Raw genomic sequence first — 17,589 nt, 5'->3', positions numbered from 1 at the left:
CGGCGATGAAGGCGCGCTGACGCGGATCGTGCGGGCGCCCGTCGGCGCGGCCGGCGACCAGCAGGCCCGCCAGCACCTCGCCGTCCGGCCCGGCGATCCGCACGAGGGTGGACACGCCCGTGACGGCGAGCCAGGCCCGGTCGGCATCCGGCAACAGCGCATGCAGACGGGCACGCGGGTCGACGCGGATCGGCTCGTCGGCCGAGGCCAGCAGCGAGGCCACGCCGGACTCCGCATCGAGGTGCGGCAGATGCCCCACCAGCACGGCCCAGGCACGATCGCCCGGAGTGACCACGTGTGCGGCGCTGCCGACGACGTGATCGAGATGAACGAGCAGGGCAGCCGCGACCTCGCGGGGTGATCGGGCGCGCTGCAGGTCGGCGGCGAGTGCCGCGAAGTGCACCGCCGGCAGCGACCGCAAGCGATCGATGGTCGCGACGACGGGATGGCACAGCCGCGCCCAGGCGGCCGCGACAGCACGACCAAGGCCCGCGATCGCGATGCCCCCCCTGGCCGCCGACCTGCGGTCGACACCTGCGATCCGTGGCGGCGGCGACACGAGCGCCATGAGTGCCCCGAGCTCACGCGTCATGCGCCGCTCACCCGCCGTGCGTCCCACCCGATCGACGCGATCCCAGGCGACGGGCCGGCCATCGACCAACGCGTCCACGACGACGCGGAGACTCGGGGCATCGTCGCCAACACGGCGACGCGCGGCAGCGACGACGGCCTCACGCATGCGCCATCTCCAGCGCAAGGCGTTCGAGAGCGCGGCGCAGCGCCACGCGAGCGGTGTCGACCCGAGGGCGATTGGTCATCAGCGCGAGTTGCTCGAGCGAGTAGCCGAGTTCGACGCGGGCGACCACGAGACGGCGATCGCCGGGCCGCAGGCGCGCGAGGGCCGCCCGATAGCGCCCCTCCGTCTGCCGCGCGACCGCCTCGTCGAGCGGCGAGGGCCGCGCATCGGGCTGGGCCTCGTCGAGCGCGGCGGCCACCCCGCGGCGACCGATGCGACGAAACTCGTCGTGGATGCGATTGTCGACGGCGCGGCGCAGGTACGCCTGCAGGGCATGATGTCCCTGCGGCTCGAAGTCGCCGAGCCGCCGGAGGGTCTGGACGAGGGCTTCCTGCACGAGGTCGGCCGTATCGGCCATGGTCCGGGCCCAGCGCGGCAGACGCCCGCGCGCCCACCGCCGCAGCGGATCGACGTGGCGGGAGAACAGCACGTGCAACGCCGACGCGTCGCCATGCTTCGCGCGCTCGAACAGCAGCGCGAACGACTGGCGCGTGATGGACATCTCCTGAGGAACGCCGGATCGCGACTCCGGCATCGCGCTCATGAGGTCACTCCGGCAGGCACGTCTGTCAGAGACGGACGACGCAGGCGATTTCGCACGTCATGGTGCTCCCCGCCACGGGCCACATCGTGCGGCACCGCTGTTCCCCACGGCTCTCGCGCACGGACCACGCGCGAGAGCTGAACCTGGCTGTGCTTGTGGAAACGACCGCCGGCCGCTGACCGAACGCCGCTACCGACCGGGCAGGTGCACCGCCCGGCCGTCGCGCGCCGACGCGTAGGCCGCCAGGGCGATGCGGAACGACTCGCGGGCGTCGCGGATGGTCGCCATCGGCGCCTCGCCCGATCGGAGGCAGTCGATCAGGTGCGCCATGGGTCCAGGCGACGGCGGGCCGAAGGGGGCCTCGCCGCTGCGCTCGAATACCCAGTCGCTGGCCCCGGCGGCGAGCACCGCGGTGCCCGGTGACCGGAACCACTGCTCGCTGATCTCGCCCCGCGTGCCCACCACTTCGAGGCGCACGACGCTGTTGTGCTTGGGCGACGGGCCCGTGCGGCGCGGGGCGTTGATCGTCCACGCCGCCTCGATCGTGGCGACGATGCCGTTGGCGAAGGTGAGCACCGCATGGCCCCAGTCCTCGACCGCAAGCTCGGTGTGGACGATGTTGCGCATGCGCGCCTCGACCTGGACGACCTCGCTGCCGGCCAGCCAGCGCAACGCATCGATCCAGTAGATGCCCTCGTCGATGAAGGCGCCGCCCGGCACCTTCGCCGGGTCGACGAACCAGCCGGGCGTGCCTGAGTTGTACCAGTCCTCGGCGATGGACCAGCGGCCGACCTGGTGCAGCACCGCGACGTCGCCGATCTCGCCAGCATCGATGCGGGCCTTGAGACCACGGTTGCGCAACCGCATCAATCCCTGGAACGGCACGCACACCACGCCGGCGGCCTCGACGGCCTCCACCATCGCGTCGGCCTCCGCCATCGTCATCGCCATCGGCTTGCCCATCACCATGTGCTTGCCGGCACGGGCGGCCGCGATGGTCAGCGCCGGGATGTCACAGACCGGCGTGGCGATGTGCACGATGTCGACGTCGGGCCTGGCGAGCGCCTCGTGGTAGTCGGTCGTGCCCTCGACACCGAACGTGTCACAGAAGGACGTGCGATGGGCGTCGTCCGGGCTGGCCACGACCACGAGGTGCGCGTGAGGGTACTCGGGCAGCGCGCGGGCGAGCCCGAAGGCGGAGTACCAGTGACCGAGGCCGAGGATGGCCACACCGTAGGATTTCGAAGCGTTCATCTGTTGTCGGGTATCGCGGGGTAGGGACCGCTCTCCGAGCGGTCCGTCATGACAGGGGCGAGACCGCCCGGACGCCGGCCGCTAGTCCAGAAAGGGGGCGACCAGGACGTTCCAGAGCGCGTAGCCCTTCGGCGAGAGGTGCAGGCCGTCCTTGATGAACAGGTCGGCGCGCGGCTTGCCGTCCCAGCCGATCATCGGGCCATCGACATCGACGAAGCCGAGGCGATCGTCGCGGTCGCAGTCGGCGCGCACGAGCGCGTTGGCCTCGCGGACCTGGGCGATCAGGGCCCAGCGCGCCAGGCTTGGCTTGATGCCGACGAAGGCGATGCGCGCGGCCGGCAGGGTGGCGTGCACACGGCTGACGAACGTGCGGAAATCCGCCTGCACCTGTTGCGGCGTGCGTCCCGCGGAGAGGTCGTTGTCGCCGGCATAGAAGACCACGGTCGCCGGGCGGTGACGAATCACGAGGCGGTCCACGTGCCGCACCGAATCGTCGATCTGCGTGCCGCCGAAGCCGCGATTGAGCACCGGGCGGCCAGGGAAGGCAGCCGCGACATCCCACATCCGGATGCTCGAACTGCCGACGAAGACGATGCCGCCCGGGGCGAAGGGCGTGGCGGCGTCCTGCGCCACGAAGGCGGCGATCTCCTTCGCCCAGCGATCCGACACCGCCGCGGGCGCGGCGGGCTGTGTCGAGGGGAGGGCCGACTGTCCCAGCCGGTCGTCTCCCGCGGCCCCGGAAGCACTGGCTGCGGCCAGCAGCAGCGTCAGCCACAGGTGCCGCATCATGGCCTGGCACGCTCCGGCGCGATCATGTCGGGGGTGGTGACCCCGGCCGGCAGTTCCATGATCCAGGCGTTGCGCCACTGGATGCGGGCACCCTCGGCCTCCATGCACAGGTACCCCTTGCGCCGTGACGAGTTGCGGATGCCGTTGACGAACTTGCCGTTGACCGAGAGCTTGGCGACGCCGTCGACGGCCACCAGGTCGTAGACGTTCCAGTTGCCGCGGCCGAGCGCGCGCTTCTCCATCGACTTGCTGCGCGGCCCGCGCGGGTTGTCCGGGATGATCTGCACGCCGCCGACACCGAACAACTCGCCATGCACGTAGTCGTCGGTCGGCATCACGCCGTCCCTGACGTGCAGCTTCGGCCAGTCGAGCTCCAGCATCTGGACCTCGAGTCCGTCGGGGAGTCGTCCCTTCGGCGAGGGATTGGCCGCGCTCCAGATGAACACGCCGGAGTTACCGCCGGGCTCGTGGTGCATCCACTCGATGTGCAGGACGAAGTTCTCGTACATCCGGTCGCTGCACATCACGCCGAGCGGCTTGCCGGTGGTCATGAGCATGCCGTCCACGACCGACCAGGTGTCGGGATCGGTGTTGATGTTGGTCCAGCCGGACAGGTCCGTGCCGTTGAACAGGGGCGTCCATTCGGGACGGGCCTGGGCAGCAGCCAGCGTCGGCACGAGGGCACAGCAGCAGGCGATGAGGAGGGCGCGCATGGGGAGCAACTATAGAATGCCGAATGCCGAATGCCGAATGTTGAATGTTGAATGAAGTGAAGGGCCGAAGGCCAAAGGGCGAAGTTGAAAGGGCGAAGTTGAAAGGGCGAAGGGTGAAGAGGTGTTGCCGATGTGTACCCGCCGATCGTTCCTGGCCAGCGCTGCGGCGTCGGCTGTCGCACTGCCTGGCCTCACCACTCCCGCAGGCGCCATGGCATCCGTGGTGCCGGGCTTCCCGAGCCGCCTCAAGACGAGCTGCAACCTGTACTCGTTCAACGGCCCCCTGGCCAGCGGCGCGATGACGCTGGAGCAGGTCATCGAGTACTGCGCCGAGATCGGCTTCGATGCGGTGGACCCGACTGGCTACTACTTCAAGGGCTACCCGACGGCGCCGCCCGACGAGCTCATCTACCGCATCAAGCACCTCGCCTTCAGCCTGGGCCTGGGCATCAGCGGCACCGGGGTGCGCAACGACTTCGCGGTGCCCGACGCCGCGAAGCGCGACGCCGACGTGGCGCACGTCGGCCGCTGGGTGGACGTGGCCGCCAGGCTCGGCGCGCCCGTGCTGCGCGTGTTCGATGGCCGGGTGATGCCCGAGGGCGTGCCGAAGGCGACGGTGATGGACTGGATCGTCGACGCCCTGCAGCGCTGCGTCGCCGCCGGGGAAGCCCGGGGCGTGATGATCGTCCTGCAGAACCACAACGACGCGCTCAAGGTGGCGACCGACTACCTCGAGATCCGCACGCGCATCCCGTCGCCCTGGTTCGGCCTCAACGTCGACATCGGCAGCCTGCGCACCACCGGCGACCCATACGCCGAGATCGCGACGCTGGCGCCGCACGCCTGCACGTGGCAGATCAAGGAACTGGTCTACCGCAACGGCAAGGAGGAGCGGGTCGACCTGGCGCAGGTCGCCCGCATCCTGAAGGAGGCACGCTATCGCGGCTACGTGCCCATCGAGACGCTCGGCCCGGGCGACCCGAAGGTGAAGGTGCGGCGCTACCTCGACGAGTTCAGGGCCGCGATCGCGTAAGCCCGTTCACCCGAAGTACGGCTCCAGCACGTTGCGCGACACGCGCAGGGCGCGCTTGCGGCCGTCGAGCGTCGTGCCGAACGTCGCATCCTCGACCTCGATGCACACGGGACCACGGTAGGTGGTCTCCATCAACGCGCCCATGAAGCGCGCCCAGTCGATCTCGCCGTAGCCCGGCAGCCGCGGCTGGTGCCACTCGAGCGGGTGGGCGAAGATGCCGACCTCGTGGATCCGGTCCCGACGGATGCGGATGTCCTTGGCGTGCACGTGGAACAGCCGATCCTGGAACTCCCGGAGCGGGCTGCACGGGTCCATGTGCTGCAGCGCGAAGTGCGACGGGTCGTAGTTGAGCCCGAGGTGGTCGGCGCCGAGGTCGTCGAACGCGCGCCGCCAGATCACGGGCGTCGTGAACAGGTTCTTGCCGCCCGGCCATTCGTCCTTCGTGAACGACATCGGGCAGTTCTCGATGCCGATGCGCACGCCGTGGTCGGCGGCCAGCGCCAGCAGCGGACGCCACACCTCGAGGAAGCGCGGCCAGTTGTCGTCGACGCTGCGCGTCCAGTCGCGGCCCACGAACGTGTTGACGGTGCGCAGCCCCAGCAGCGGCGCCGCGGTGATCACCCGCACGAGGTGCGCCCGCGCCACCTCGGCCACGGCCGGGTCGGGGTCGAGCAGGTTCGGGTAGTAGCCGAGCGCCGAGATCGACACGCCGTGCCTCGCGCAGAGCGCGAGGACGTCGTCGGCACGCGTCCTGGTCAGGTCGGTGACGTCCACGTGCGTCACGCCGGCGTACTTGCGCTCGGCCTTCCCGACCGGCCAGCACATGACCTCGACACAGGCGAACCGCTCGGCCGCGGCAAACGCCAGCACCTCGTCGAGCGACAGTTCAGGAAGGATGGCGGAGACGAATCCCAGGTGCATCACGCTGACATCTTCCATCCGAAGTGACCGAAGTGTGAAATGGCGGCGTGGCCGGGTTCGGCGATAGACTGGCCGGGCACATTCCAGGTGAGGGCGATGCCGCAGCAGCCATACGACGTGATCGTGGTGGGCTCGGGCGCGGGCGGGGCGACCGCTGCGCTGGTGCTGGTCGATGCCGGCGCACGTGTGCTGCTGCTCGAGGCCGGGCGCATGCTCACGCCGGCCACCGACTTCCTGTCGCACGAGATGCCGTGGGACCTGAGGTTCCGTGGCGAGGGCCCGCCCGGGACGTACGACGGGCTCTGGAAGATCAACGAGTACACGGCGCACCTCTACACGAACCCGCGCGAGGACACCTACGACGCGCTCGACCGCTTCCACTGGACGCGGCTGCGCGCGGTGGGCGGCCGCACCAACACCTGGGGCCGCTCCTGCTTCCGCCACGGGCCCCTCGACTTCAAGCCCGCGTCGCGCCAGGGCTACGGCGACGACTGGCCGCTCGACTACGACGAACTCGCGCCGTACTACGACAAGGTGGAGCGGCTGGTGGGCCTCGCCGGCCAGTCAGATCGGTACCCGAACATGCCGGACGGCATCTACGCCGGTCCGCCCCATCCGTGGCGGTGTACGGAACGCGACCTGAAGGCCGCGTGCGACCGTATCGGCGTGCCCGTGCTCGGCGAGCGCACCGCGGCGCTGAGCGTGCCACACGATGGCCGTCCCAAGTGTCACTACTGTTCCGGCTGCGGCCGTGGCTGCCCGGTGGGCGCGCGGTTCAGCACGCTCGATGCCATCATCCCGAAGCTCCAGGGACGACCCACCTTCACGCTGCGGACGCACGCCGTCGCCCGTGAGGTGCTCGTGGACGATCGCGGGCATGCGCGCGGGGTGTCGTTCATCGACGCGGTCACACGCAAGGAAGAAGAGGTGCACGGCCGGGCCGTGGTGCTGGCCGCCAGCACGGTCGAGACCGGGCGGCTGCTGCTCAACTCCCGCTCGCGTCAGCACCCCGCCGGACTGGCCAACTCCAGTGGTCGCATCGGCCATCACCTGATGGACACGATCAAGAGCGGGCCGATGGTGGGCATCCTGCCCTCCTGGAGAAATCGCCCGCGCGTCAACGACGATGGCGCCGGTGGCAGCCACGCGACGATTCCTCGCTTCAACTACGACCGGACCAACGGCTATCACGGGGGCTACTTCATCCTCATCGGCACCGGCTTCGGGCGGGGCGCCACGGCGACGAGCGGAATCCCGGGCTACGGCGCATCGCTGAAAGAGGAGATCCACAGCCGGTATGGCAGCGTGCTCTCGCTACGCGGCTATGGCGAGAGCCTGTCGCGGTACGAGAACCGGTTCGACATCGATCCCGGTCGCACCGACGCCTTCGGCATCCCGCAGGTGCGCTTCGCGTGCGGCCATGGCGACAACGAGCGGCGGATGATGGAGGACATGTACGGCTGGATGGAGCGTATCCTCCGCGCGTGCGACGCCGAGATCCTGCCGTACAGCAAGCGGCTGGAGCCGCTCGGTGACGCGACGCACGAGTGCGGCACCGCGCGCATGGGGCTCGATGCGAAGACCAGCGTCCTCAACCGGTGGGGCCAGGCGCATGACGTGCCGAACCTGTTCGTCACCGACGCCAGCGGATTCGTGACCAGCCCCGGGACGCATGGCATCACCACCTGGATCATGGCCCTGGCCTGGCGCGCGAGCGAGTACCTGGCCGAGGGGCTCCGCACGGGAGACATCGGATGACCACGATCAGCCGGCGGACGGTGCTCGCCCTGCTGAGTGCCGGCATCGCGCACACGCACCTGGAGGCCGCCGCGGCGGCCGTGCTGGCCTGGCGCCAGGCACCTGCCGCGTACGTGCCCGCATTCTTCACCGCTGCGGAGCATCACCTGCTGGATGTGCTCACCGAGCTGATCCTGCCGGCGACGCCGCGCTCACCGGGCGCGCACGCCGCCGGAGTAGCCGATTTCGTCGACCTGGTGGTGGCGCACAGCACGCCCGAGACCCAGCAGGCCTGGCGTCGGGAACTCCTGGCCCTGGACGACGAGGCCCGGCGGGCCGGAGGCACTCATTTCACGGCCCTTGCCGACCACGGCCGACGTCGGGTGCTCGACGCGCTCAGCGCGGAAGAAGCACACCCCGCCACCGACGCCGTCAGGGCCTTCGTGCGCGTGAAGCAGGCCACGATCGATGGCTTTTACAGCAGCGCCATTGGATTGAGACAGGAACTCGGCTACCTGGGTCCGCAGATGCTGGCCGAGTTCAAGGGCTGCGTGTAGCGTCCGGGGCTGCGCTCGAGATCCGCGCGCTTGCCGAGCGGGCTGCCGGCGACGGGTGCTGGACGCGCCCAGATGAGCGGGAGCCCGCGAGCCGTTCGCCGTTTCGGCGCTCGGCGTTCGGCGTTCGCCCCTACGGTACCCGCGTGCTCTGCCAGCTCACCATCTGCCAGCGGCCGTCGCGCAGCACCCACACATCGGTGTAGCGCAACTGGTTGTCGAGGGCCTGTCCGCGCGCCGTCACACGGAATCGCCCGGCGCCGGTGACGACGGCGGTCGTGCCGTAGACGCGCACCTGAACCTCGCGTGGCTCGATGGACTCGTACTTGACGGTGCCGCTCCGCATGCTGTCGATGAAGCTCGCCTTGCCATCGACCGCCGCGCTCGAGTGCGTGTACACGAGGTCGTCGCCGAGCAGGCGGCCGAGGGCGCCGAAGTCGTTGGTGGTCTGGGCCGTGAACCGGGCGGTGTCGGCGGCCTTCACCGCCTCGGCGGCGCTGTCCTGGGCCGCGGGGTGCATCTGGGTCAGGGCCGCCACGAGCAGGGCGACTCCCGTCGCCGCAAGCAGTTTGCGCATGGGCCCATGGTAGGGGAAGAGTCGGGGAAACGGGTAAGGGGAACCGGGAACCGGGAACCGGGAGCCGGGAACCGGGAGCCGGAAGCCGGGAGCCGGGAGCCGGGAGCCGGGAGCCGGGAGCCGGGGCGTCGGGAGGGGCGGTGAGGCGGCGTTCAGCCGGCCCACCGTCGGCGTTTCCTTCTCAGATGATGGGCACAGGGGCACGAAGGTGATGACACGAGTCCCGACGACCCCGCCCCGTCACGTGCTGCAGGCCGAGGACCTGTTGCTCGCCCTCTGGATCCTCGTCCTCGAGGAGGGACTGCGGCGGTGGGTCGACGATCCGGTGCGCCTGCTCACCCTCGGCGCGGACGACCCGACGGCCGGTCTCGTCGCACATCCGGCCGATGGCTGGCTGGCCTGGCTGGCGGCCGCGCCCCCGGGGTTGCTGATCCTGCTGGGGTTGTGGCTGTTCGTGTTGCTCACCCGAGGCCCCGAGGATACCGACCGCGACGTGGCACTCGGACGCCGGTGGCCCATGCTCGCGCTCGCGCTGCCTCTCCTGTCGATCTACGCGCTCGTCGCCTCGGGCATCCAGTCGGCACTGGGCCGCATGCCGCCTCGCGCGGATGGGGACGAGCCTCCCTGGCCCGGCCCTGCCGTGCCGCGCTGGCTCCGTCGGACGGCCGCCCTGCCACTGGCCCTCGTGGGCGACGCCATCTTCCGCGGTGGCATGCTCGCGATCACGGAGGCCGACCGGCTCGCCACCGCCAGTGACCTGCTGTCGCTACGGTTGGTGTTTGCCGTCCTCGCCACCGTGTTCCCCTTTACGCTGCTCGTCGCCGGGCCGCGCATCGCGGCCGGTGCCGAGATGGCGTGGACGCCGTGGATCCTGCGGTTCGCGTTCCTGCACGCCGCCTCGTTCACGCATTTCTGGAGTCGATGGTGAACGACGAGATCAACCTCTGGACCGACCCCGGGCACGCCGAGCGGTACCTGCAGATCGCCTACCAGATCCCGCGGCGCACGGAAGGCGAAGCGTCGCTGCTCGAGTGCATCCCGGCGGCCACCGGACGCATCCTCGATCTCGGCAGCGGCGAGGGACGCCTCATCGGCCTGTTGCTGGAGCGGTTGCCCGACGCCACCGGCGTCGCGGTCGACTTCTCCGACACGATGCTCGATCGCCTCCATGCGCGTTTCGACGGGGACGCACGCGTCGAGGTCCTCCGACACGACCTCGACCAGCCGCTGCCCGACCTCGGCACCTTCGATGCCATCGTCTTGAGCTTTGCCATCCACCACCTGGTCGATGCGCGCAAGCACGCGCTGTACGCCGAGATCCATGCGCGGCTGGCGCCAGGCGGGGTCTTTCTCAACCTCGAACACGTCGCCTCGCCCACGCCAGCGCTCCATCACTGGTTCCTCGCCGCCCTCGGCGTCGCGCCCGAGGACGACGATGCGTCCAACAAGCTGACGGCGGTGGAGACGCAGCTGCAGTGGTTGCGCGAGATCGGGTTCGCCGAGGTGGACTGCCACTGGAAATGGCGGGAACTCGCCTTGCTCGCCGGCGTGCGCCCCCTCTGACGACTCCATGACAAGATGGGCCGCGTCAGCTCACCTCTGTCTCCGGAGTCGTGCACATGTCCGTCCCTGCCCGTCCTGATCGTCGAACCTTCCTCACCACCGCCGGAGCGACCGCCGCCGCGCTCGCGGTCGGGGCCCGTCCGGGCCGCGCCCAATCGACCGACAAGCTCCGCGTGGCCATCATCGGCGTCGGGGGGCGGGGCGGCGCCCAGCTCAAGGGCCTGTCGGGCGAGCAGATCGTCGCCATCTGCGACGTCAACGGCGAGAACCTGGCCAGAGCCGGGGCGATGTTCCCGCAGGCGAAACAGTTCACGGACTTCCGTCGCGTCTTCGACCACGCCAGCGAGTTCGACGCCGTCGCCGTCAGCACCGCCGAACACACCCACGCGTTCGCCACGCTGCCGGCGCTGCAACTGAAGAAGCACGTCTACTGCGAGAAGCCGCTGACCTACAACGTCCACGAGGCGCGCGTCATCCGCGAGGCGGCGGCCAAGGCTGGCGTCGTCACGCAGATGGGCACGCAGATTCACGCCGGCGACAACTATCGCCGCGTCGTCGAGCACATCCAGTCCGGCGTCATCGGCAAGGTCACCGAGTGTCACGTGTGGGTGTCGCGCGCCTGGGGCTGGCACGCCAGCGAAGCCGAGGCGACCGCGGCCAAGGACATCGTGTTCGTGCAGGATCGGCCGACGACGGTCGATCCGGTACCGCCGTCGCTCGACTGGGACCTCTGGCTCGGTCCGGCCCCCGCGCGTCCCTTCAACTCCGTCTACCTGCCCGGGCCCAAGTGGTACCGCTGGTGGGATTTCGGGAATGGCACGATGAGTGACCTCGGCAGCCACTGGATCGACCTGCCATTCTGGGCGCTCAAGCTGAAGTGGCCGTCGGCGGTCGAGGCGTCGGGTCCGCCGGTGAACGCGGAGCTCGCACCGGCGTCGATGTCGGCCACCTACACCTACGAGGCCGATGGCGATCAGCCGGCGCTCTCGCTGACGTGGCATCAGGGGACGTCCAAGCCGGCGATCTGGACGCAGGGCGGCATCCCGAAGTGGGAAGGCGGCGCGCTCTTCATCGGCGACAAGGGCATGCTGCTGGCCGACTACTCGAAGTTCGTGCTGCTGCCGGAAGAGAAGTGGGTGGGCTACACGCCGCCGCCGCAGTCGATCCCGCCGTCGCTGGGGCACCACCAGGAGTTCATCCACGCCTGCAAGACCGGCGCGCCGACGACCTGCAACTTCGCGTACTCGGGTCTGCTGACCGAGGCCAACCACCTCGGCAACGTCGCCTACCGCGTCGGCAAGAAGATCCTCTGGGATCACAAGGGCATGCGCATCACCAACGCGCCTGACGCCGAGCGCTTCATCAAGCGCCCGTCGTACCGGCAGGGCTGGACGCTGGCGTAGGCACCGGCGACCGGGACGAGGGGCCCGCGGGCCCTCGTCCCGGCGGTTCGTCGCCGCTGCAGTACCCTTGAAGGATGCCTACCTCTGTTGCCGCGTACGCGGCCCAGGATGCGTCCAGCCCGCTCGTCCCCCTCACCATCACCCGCCGCGACCCCGGTCCGACGGATGTCCAGATCGACATCCTCTACTGCGGCGTGTGCCACTCCGACCTCCATACCGCCCGCAACGAGTGGGGGATGACGGTCTTCCCCGTCGTGCCCGGTCACGAGATCCTCGGCCGCGTCACCGCGGTCGGAACTGCCGTGACGAAGTTCACGGTCGGTGACACGGCCGCCGTCGGCTGCCTCGTGGACTCGTGCCGCGAATGCGCCAGCTGCAAGGCCGGGCTCGAGCAGTACTGCGACGTCGGCGGATTCGTCTTCACCTACGGCGCCCCTGACGCGCACCTGCCAGGCCAGATGACCCACGGTGGTTACTCCACCAGTGTGACGGTGACCGAGGACTTCGTCCTGCGCGTGGCGAGTTCCCTCGATCCGGCGGCGGCCGCGCCGCTGCTCTGCGCCGGCATCACCACCTACTCGCCGTTGCGCCAGTGGGGCGCCGGCCCCGGCAAGAAGGTCGGCATCGTCGGCCTCGGTGGCCTCGGGCACATGGGCGTCAAGTTCGCGCATGCGATGGGCGCCGAGACGGTGCTGTTCACCACGTCGGCCGGCAAGGTCGCCGACGGCCTGCGCCTCGGCGCCAGCGCGGTCGTCATCTCGAAGGACGCCGCGGCGATGCAGCAGCACGCCGGCAGCTTCGACCTGATCATCAACACGGTGTCCGTGTCGCACGACCTCGATGCGTTCACCAACCTGCTCAAGCGCGACGGCACGATGGTCCTCGTCGGCGCGCCGGCCGAGCCGCACCCGTCGCCGAACGTCATGAACCTCATCTTCCGTCGTCGCGCCATCGCCGGCTCGCTGATCGGCGGCCTGCCCGAGACGCAGGAGATGCTCGACTTCTGCGCCGAGCACAACATCACCTGCGACATCGAACTCATCAAGATGCAGGACATCAACGACGCCTACGAGCGCATGCTCAAGAGCGACGTCAAGTACCGCTTCGTCATTGACATGAACAGCCTTCGATAAAGGTCAAAAGGGCGAAGAGGGCAAAAAGGGCAAAACGACACCACCGAAGACTGAAGGGTCAAGGAACCGCAAGCCTTGAAGAACAAAGGGGGCGGCACACCACGGTGTGCCGCCCCCTTTCTACTTTTGAACCTTCAGTCCTTCGAACTTCGATTCTGTCTTCTAGCCCTGTTTGCCCTTTTCGCCCTTAAGGACTTTTCGTCAGAAGCTGACCCGGAGGCCGAGCTGGATCTGGCGGGGTGTCGTGGCCAGGCCGCGGATGGTGCCGAAATCCGTCGACGAACGGTTGCCGTTGGGGGCGCCGAAGTTGGTGCGGTTCAGGACGTTGAAGGCCTCGACGCGGACTTCGAGGCGCGACTGGCCGAGGCCCAGCCCGAAGCCCTTGTGCAGACCGAGGTCCATCGTCCAGATGGCCGGTCCGCGCGCGACGTTGCGCGGGGCGTTGCCGAACGGCTGCCGCGGATCCGTCGGGACGCTGACGTTGTCGCGATTGAACCAGTTGTCGATGGTCTGCGACCCGTCGGGCGCGTAGATGTCGCCCGAGATGTTCGGCCGGTACGTCGGCGCCCCACTCACGGAGAACTGCGCCGACGGCGCGTACGTGAGGTTGACGGGCAACCCACTGGTCATCGTGTTGATGGCCGTCAGGCGCCAGCCGCCGGCCACGGCCTTCACAATCGCGTGCGCGTCGTTGCCCCAGCGGTGTCCCGTGCCGAACGGCAGTTCCCACACCACCGAGGTCGTGTTGTTCAGCGGCTGGTTGTAGCCAGACAGCCCGAACTCGCCCTCGATGTTGGCGTAGTTGACGCGGCTGTTGTCGCCATTGGCCGTCTCGAGATGCCCCGAGGCGTTGTCGCGGGCGCGCGACCACGTGAACGAGTTCAGCAGATACAGGCTGCCCGACCAGCGGCGCTCCACCTTGACCTGCAGGGCGCGGTAGTCGGCGCGACCGCCGTCGAACGCCGTCTGGATGAACTGATAGTTCTGGATGGGCCGGCGCAACTGCAGCAGCGTGTTCTCGCCCACGTTGTTCGGGCGCGCCTGGTTCAGGTCGCCCAGGATCATCAGGTGGTCGCTCTTGTTGCCGATGTAGGCCACGTCCACCAGCAGGTTCGAGAGCAGCTCGCGCTGCACGGTGACGTGCCAGCTCTGCACGTAGCCGGTCTTCAGGTCGCTCGGGATGTGGTTGACGCGGCCGTTGAGCGGGTTGAAGTTGGCCGGCACGTTCAGGCCTTCGGGGTAGCCCTGCTGCGTCGTCCGGAAGCAGGCCGTCGGTGCCTGCCCGGGCGCGCACAGGCCCTGCGACGGCTGCTGCGCGATCGTCACGGGAACGACGTGCGGGCCGTTGAACGACAGCAGATTCTCGCCGCCCAGCCGGTTGAAGTGGATGTAGCTCATGCCGTACGCCGAGCGGACGACGGTGCGCGGCGTCACGCTCCACGCCACGCCGACGCGCGGCGCGATGTTGTTGCGATCCGGGTTGACGAGCGCGCGGTCGTAGATCGACCCGTCGGTGGCCTGCAGCAGCGTGTTGGTCGCCGGGTCGAAGTTGGTGAGGAAGTTGTCGTCCTCCCACTGCGGGGTGCCGAACTCGTAGCGCACGCCCATGTTCACCGTCAGGTTCGGCGCCACCTTCCAGTCGTCCTGCAGGTAGCCGAAGTGCATCCGCTGGCGCAGGTTGAAGACGTACGGGTTGACGAGGTCGTACGAGCTGCGCGCGCCGACTAGGAAGTCGGCCAGGTTGAAGATCGGGGCATTGGCCGCTGCGCCGGTCGGCCGGCTGAACTGGCCTCCGTAGCTGTCGGAGCCGTACTTGGGGTTGACGTCGTCGACCTCGGTGTCGATGCGCTGGTACTCGTAGCCGGTCTTGAGCGTGTGCGCGCCCTTGATCCACGAGTAGTTCAGCCGCAGGTCGACCACGAACGGGTTCTGGAACTGCGGATTGCTGCTCTGCCGCCCCCAGGCCGTCCAGCCGTTGACCGACTGCTGGGTGAGGCCCCCCGCGAAGTACGTGTCGGTGGGCAGCCCCGTGATGCCGTACGCCTCGAGCATGTTCGGGCCGCCGGTCCCGAGCGCGGACTTGCCGGCGTCGGTGCGCGACACCCCGATCCGCACTTCGAGCAACGAGTTGGTCGAGAGCGTCCGCGTCAGGCCACCCGCGTACTGCTGGTTGAGCACCTCGACGAAGTTGTTGGCTGGCGAACTCGTCTCACCCGGGATGGGACTCGGCTCGAAGTTGTTCACCTTGCGGTGACTGAAGCGGAAGAACGTGGTCGTCGCGGCATTGAGCTTCTGGTCGAACTTGATGTCGAACTTGTCGTTGAAGCTCTCCTGCCGCGGCAGCGAGTCGAAGTTGTTCGAGAGGCCCGCCCGCGTCGGCGCCGGCAACCCCGCCAGGACCTGCCGGGCGAAATCGGTGATCGCTGCCTGCGGCACGACGCCGTTGGCATAGACCTCGCCGGTCAGGGCGTTGCGCACCGGGATGCCGAGGTTGCCCTGTCGCTGCTCCATCGTCGGGATGCTGGCGAAGGTGAGCTGCTTGGCCACCTCGCGGAAGCCTTCGTAGTTGAAGAAGAAGAAGGCGCGGTCCCGAAGGATCGGCCCGCCGAACACGCCACCGAACTGATTGCGGTTCATCTCCGGCTTGACGCCCGAGGACGGCTTGAAGAAGCCCGTGGCATTCAGCTTCGTGTTCCGGTTGAACTCCCAGGCCGCGCCGCGGAACTGGTTGGTGCCGCTGCGGAACGTGGCGTTGATCACCGCGCCGCCGGCCCGGCCGAACTCGGCGCTGAAGTTGTTGGTCTGGACCTTGAACTCCTCGACGGCATCGGGCGACACCTGGACGACCTGGTTCGAGAACCCCTGGTTGCTGGTGCCGTAGGAGTTGTTGTCGACGCCATCGAGGATGAAGTTGTTGAGGGCACTCCGCAGGCCGTTGACGTTGAACGACGCGTCACGAGAGTTCGAGATCGAGGAGCGGCGCACGCCGGGGCTGAGCAGCGCCAGGTCGGCGTAGTTGCGACCGTTGAGCGGCAGGTTGATGATCTGCTCGCGGCTGATGACGGTGCCGCGGTCGCTCGACTCGCTTTCGAGCAGGCGGGCAGCGCCACTGACCTGCACGGTCTCACCGATGCCCCCCACGGCCAGGGCCAGGTCGACGCGCTGGCGGGCGTTGACCGTGACCGTGAACGGGTCGGCGATGGCGGTGGTGAACCCCTGGAGTTCGGCCTTCAGGGTGTAGGTGCCGACGCGCACGTTGAGGAACTGGTACTGGCCCCGCTCGTCGCTGACGGCCGTCGTCGAGATGCCGGTGGCCGGGTTGGTCAGCGTGACGGTGACGCCGGGCATGGCCGCGCCAGACTGGTCGCTGATGAAGCCGAGGACGGTGGCGCTGTCGAACTGGGCAAATGCAGCGGCGGTGCAGAGGTGCAGTGCACACAGCACGGCAAGGAGGCGAGCGAGAACAGGTTGGCGCATGAACCCTTCCGAGGAGCGGACAGCCGCGCACACGCCAGGCCGACGGGCCTGCCGGTGCCTGTGCGGCTGCGTGACGACGGGAAGGATACGCGAAGCGGGCGAACGCCGCTGCAACGGCAGGGCGACGACGCGGTGACGAACGGGTGGCGACGACAGCTCGTCAGTTCGAACCGGCGACCGGTGCGGCTCCGCTGTCGGGCAGGAACGTCACCGTGTCGCCACGTTCCCGGACCCGCCGGTCGATGAGGCGACGCATCTCGTCGCGGCGTGACAGCACGGCGGCGATCTGCGGACGCGTCAACCACGGGCCGAGCAGCGCGTCGAGGTCGGCGCGGGTCAGCGAGGCCATGCGCGCCCACAGCGCCCGGTCGAACTGCTGGGGTGTGGACAAGCCGGCGAGGCTCGTCCTCGGCGTGAATGCCCGCGAGTGATCGATCAGGAAGAGATGTCCGGCCTCGTCGTACAACAGGTTGCCCTGGTTGCGATCGATGTTGGCGATGAGCTGGTCGAACATGAACATCCGGCTCGTCTGTGTCGACCAGTTCGCGCCCGGCGCCTTCGGCGGCGCCGACGGATCCCAGGGCTTCACGCCATCGATCCAGAACACGCCGGCCCCCTTCGTTCCGGCGATCTCCCGCTCGACGACCGGGGGCACCATGTCCAGTCCGAGGTGGCGACTCAACAGGTAGGCGGCAATCTCCGAGCGATAGCTCTCGGCCTTGCCGTGCAACACCTGCTCGCGGAGGGGCTTCCACGCCATGCTGCCGGCAGGACCGCCGGGGGCGAAGTACGCCCGCTGGGGCTTGGTGATGCCCACCGGGATGTCCTTCATGTGGGTGATGGGCGCCGTGCGGAGGAACGTCTCGATCTCGGTTTCACGGCCCAGCCAGCGATAGACCGCGGCCCGGCTCGGCGTGACGGCGACCGCGGAGGTCGCGGCCGTCATGGAGGGGGCGAGACTGTGGCCGGCGGGACCCTGCGCGGCGACAGGGCCGATGCCCGACGAGAAGGTGGCGATGAACAGGCCCAGCGTCCGCAGCGTGCGTGCAGTCATGTCGTCCGGCGCGTCGCGCGCTCTCCCTTTCGAACATACGA

At 69.0% G+C, this 17,589-nt stretch carries 16 protein-coding genes; 7 read left to right on the top strand and 9 right to left on the bottom strand.

Translation table 11 applies throughout. From position 1 onward, the window contains the following. From Q0C41_RS08445 to Q0C41_RS08425, 5 genes are all read right to left on the bottom strand, one after another. Positions 1-739: hypothetical protein (locus Q0C41_RS08445; protein ID WP_291982785.1), on the bottom strand; the 739-nt coding region annotated here is incomplete at its 3' end. Continuing rightward, entirely contained in the window at positions 732-1,340 is a 609-nt protein-coding gene (locus Q0C41_RS08440) for a sigma-70 family RNA polymerase sigma factor (protein ID WP_291982783.1), read from the bottom strand. The genes Q0C41_RS08445 and Q0C41_RS08440, both read right to left, overlap by 8 nt. Positions 1,341-1,529: 189 nt before the next feature. Continuing rightward, positions 1,530-2,594 carry a Gfo/Idh/MocA family oxidoreductase gene (locus Q0C41_RS08435; RefSeq protein ID WP_291982781.1) on the bottom strand — a complete coding sequence of 355 codons (1,065 nt, stop codon included), beginning with the start codon at positions 2,592-2,594 and terminating at the stop codon, positions 1,530-1,532. 81 nt (positions 2,595-2,675) lie between these two features. Further along, a complete protein-coding gene (locus Q0C41_RS08430) occupies positions 2,676-3,383 on the bottom strand; it encodes an SGNH/GDSL hydrolase family protein (RefSeq protein WP_291982779.1) in 708 nt (235 codons plus the stop codon). Further along, positions 3,380-4,096: a DUF1080 domain-containing protein gene (locus Q0C41_RS08425; RefSeq protein ID WP_291982776.1), complete on the bottom strand. Its 717-nt coding sequence runs from the start codon at positions 4,094-4,096 to the stop codon at positions 3,380-3,382. Before Q0C41_RS08425 ends, Q0C41_RS08430 begins: the two co-directional genes overlap by 4 nt. 130 nt (positions 4,097-4,226) lie before the next feature. Here Q0C41_RS08425 and Q0C41_RS08420 point away from each other — a divergent pair, with 130 nt between their 5' ends. Next, positions 4,227-5,129 (top strand): sugar phosphate isomerase/epimerase, encoded by a 903-nt coding sequence (locus Q0C41_RS08420; protein ID WP_291982773.1) that lies wholly within the window; start codon positions 4,227-4,229, stop codon positions 5,127-5,129. A 6-nt stretch (positions 5,130-5,135) separates the two neighbouring features. Here Q0C41_RS08420 and Q0C41_RS08415 read toward each other — a convergent pair whose 3' ends face one another. Continuing rightward, positions 5,136-6,050, bottom strand: a complete 915-nt coding sequence (locus Q0C41_RS08415) for a sugar phosphate isomerase/epimerase (protein WP_291982786.1) — start codon at positions 6,048-6,050, stop codon at positions 5,136-5,138. Between the two features lie 96 nt (positions 6,051-6,146). Here Q0C41_RS08415 and Q0C41_RS08410 point away from each other — a divergent pair, with 96 nt between their 5' ends. After that, positions 6,147-7,808 (top strand): GMC family oxidoreductase, encoded by a 1,662-nt coding sequence (locus tag Q0C41_RS08410; RefSeq protein WP_291982771.1) that lies wholly within the window; start codon positions 6,147-6,149, stop codon positions 7,806-7,808. A 20-nt stretch (positions 7,809-7,828) separates the two neighbouring features. Continuing rightward, positions 7,829-8,344: a gluconate 2-dehydrogenase subunit 3 family protein gene (locus Q0C41_RS08405; protein WP_291982769.1), complete on the top strand. Its 516-nt coding sequence runs from the start codon at positions 7,829-7,831 to the stop codon at positions 8,342-8,344. Positions 8,345-8,474: 130 nt separating this feature from the next. On the opposite strand, the gene Q0C41_RS08400 is transcribed toward Q0C41_RS08405, so the two are convergent. Beyond that, entirely contained in the window at positions 8,475-8,918 is a 444-nt protein-coding gene (locus Q0C41_RS08400) for a nuclear transport factor 2 family protein (protein ID WP_291982767.1), read from the bottom strand. Between the two features lie 211 nt (positions 8,919-9,129). Here Q0C41_RS08400 and Q0C41_RS08395 point away from each other — a divergent pair, with 211 nt between their 5' ends. The 4 genes from Q0C41_RS08395 to Q0C41_RS08380 all read left to right on the top strand — a co-directional run bounded on the left by Q0C41_RS08395 (position 9,130) and on the right by Q0C41_RS08380 (position 13,017). After that, positions 9,130-9,846, top strand: coding sequence for a hypothetical protein (locus Q0C41_RS08395; protein ID WP_291982765.1), 717 nt, complete (start codon positions 9,130-9,132; stop codon positions 9,844-9,846). Next, positions 9,843-10,481: a trans-aconitate 2-methyltransferase gene (locus Q0C41_RS08390; RefSeq protein WP_291982763.1), complete on the top strand. Its 639-nt coding sequence runs from the start codon at positions 9,843-9,845 to the stop codon at positions 10,479-10,481. Before Q0C41_RS08395 ends, Q0C41_RS08390 begins: the two co-directional genes overlap by 4 nt. 56 nt (positions 10,482-10,537) lie before the next feature. Further along, positions 10,538-11,884: a Gfo/Idh/MocA family oxidoreductase gene (locus Q0C41_RS08385; RefSeq protein ID WP_291982761.1), complete on the top strand. Its 1,347-nt coding sequence runs from the start codon at positions 10,538-10,540 to the stop codon at positions 11,882-11,884. A gap of 74 nt (positions 11,885-11,958) precedes the next feature. Further along, positions 11,959-13,017: an NAD(P)-dependent alcohol dehydrogenase gene (locus tag Q0C41_RS08380; RefSeq protein ID WP_291982759.1), complete on the top strand. Its 1,059-nt coding sequence runs from the start codon at positions 11,959-11,961 to the stop codon at positions 13,015-13,017. 201 nt (positions 13,018-13,218) lie between these two features. On the opposite strand, the gene Q0C41_RS08375 is transcribed toward Q0C41_RS08380, so the two are convergent. Next, complete coding sequence (locus tag Q0C41_RS08375) at positions 13,219-16,494, bottom strand: TonB-dependent receptor (RefSeq protein ID WP_291982757.1); 3,276 nt, start codon at positions 16,492-16,494, stop codon at positions 13,219-13,221. A 160-nt stretch (positions 16,495-16,654) separates the two neighbouring features. Next, positions 16,655-17,548 (bottom strand): hypothetical protein, encoded by an 894-nt coding sequence (locus tag Q0C41_RS08370; protein WP_291982755.1) that lies wholly within the window; start codon positions 17,546-17,548, stop codon positions 16,655-16,657. Positions 17,549-17,589: the final 41 nt, after the last annotated feature.

It is taken from the genome of Luteitalea sp. (assembly GCF_022842525.1).
GTDB lineage: Bacteria > Acidobacteriota > Vicinamibacteria > Vicinamibacterales > Vicinamibacteraceae > Luteitalea.
Note: the sequence above shows the minus strand (reverse complement) of the source record. Positions and strands in the feature narration are given on the sequence as shown.

What these genes read in the sequence shown, in the direction of transcription:
- Q0C41_RS08410 (WP_291982771.1), top strand. Translation starts at nt 6,147, where the DNA reads ATGCCGCAGCAGCCATACGACGTGATCGTGGTGGGCTCGGGCGCGGGC.
- Q0C41_RS08435 (WP_291982781.1), bottom strand. Translation starts at nt 2,594, where the DNA reads ATGAACGCTTCGAAATCCTACGGTGTGGCCATCCTCGGCCTCGGTCAC.
- Q0C41_RS08395 (WP_291982765.1), top strand. Translation starts at nt 9,130, where the DNA reads ATGACACGAGTCCCGACGACCCCGCCCCGTCACGTGCTGCAGGCCGAG.
- Q0C41_RS08370 (WP_291982755.1), bottom strand. Translation starts at nt 17,548, where the DNA reads ATGACTGCACGCACGCTGCGGACGCTGGGCCTGTTCATCGCCACCTTC.
- Q0C41_RS08400 (WP_291982767.1), bottom strand. Translation starts at nt 8,918, where the DNA reads ATGCGCAAACTGCTTGCGGCGACGGGAGTCGCCCTGCTCGTGGCGGCC.
- Q0C41_RS08415 (WP_291982786.1), bottom strand. Translation starts at nt 6,050, where the DNA reads ATGCACCTGGGATTCGTCTCCGCCATCCTTCCTGAACTGTCGCTCGAC.
- Q0C41_RS08380 (WP_291982759.1), top strand. Translation starts at nt 11,959, where the DNA reads ATGCCTACCTCTGTTGCCGCGTACGCGGCCCAGGATGCGTCCAGCCCG.
- Q0C41_RS08420 (WP_291982773.1), top strand. Translation starts at nt 4,227, where the DNA reads ATGTGTACCCGCCGATCGTTCCTGGCCAGCGCTGCGGCGTCGGCTGTC.
- Q0C41_RS08375 (WP_291982757.1), bottom strand. Translation starts at nt 16,494, where the DNA reads ATGCGCCAACCTGTTCTCGCTCGCCTCCTTGCCGTGCTGTGTGCACTG.
- Q0C41_RS08430 (WP_291982779.1), bottom strand. Translation starts at nt 3,383, where the DNA reads ATGATGCGGCACCTGTGGCTGACGCTGCTGCTGGCCGCAGCCAGTGCT.
- Q0C41_RS08425 (WP_291982776.1), bottom strand. Translation starts at nt 4,096, where the DNA reads ATGCGCGCCCTCCTCATCGCCTGCTGCTGTGCCCTCGTGCCGACGCTG.
- Q0C41_RS08440 (WP_291982783.1), bottom strand. Translation starts at nt 1,340, where the DNA reads ATGAGCGCGATGCCGGAGTCGCGATCCGGCGTTCCTCAGGAGATGTCC.
- Q0C41_RS08385 (WP_291982761.1), top strand. Translation starts at nt 10,538, where the DNA reads ATGTCCGTCCCTGCCCGTCCTGATCGTCGAACCTTCCTCACCACCGCC.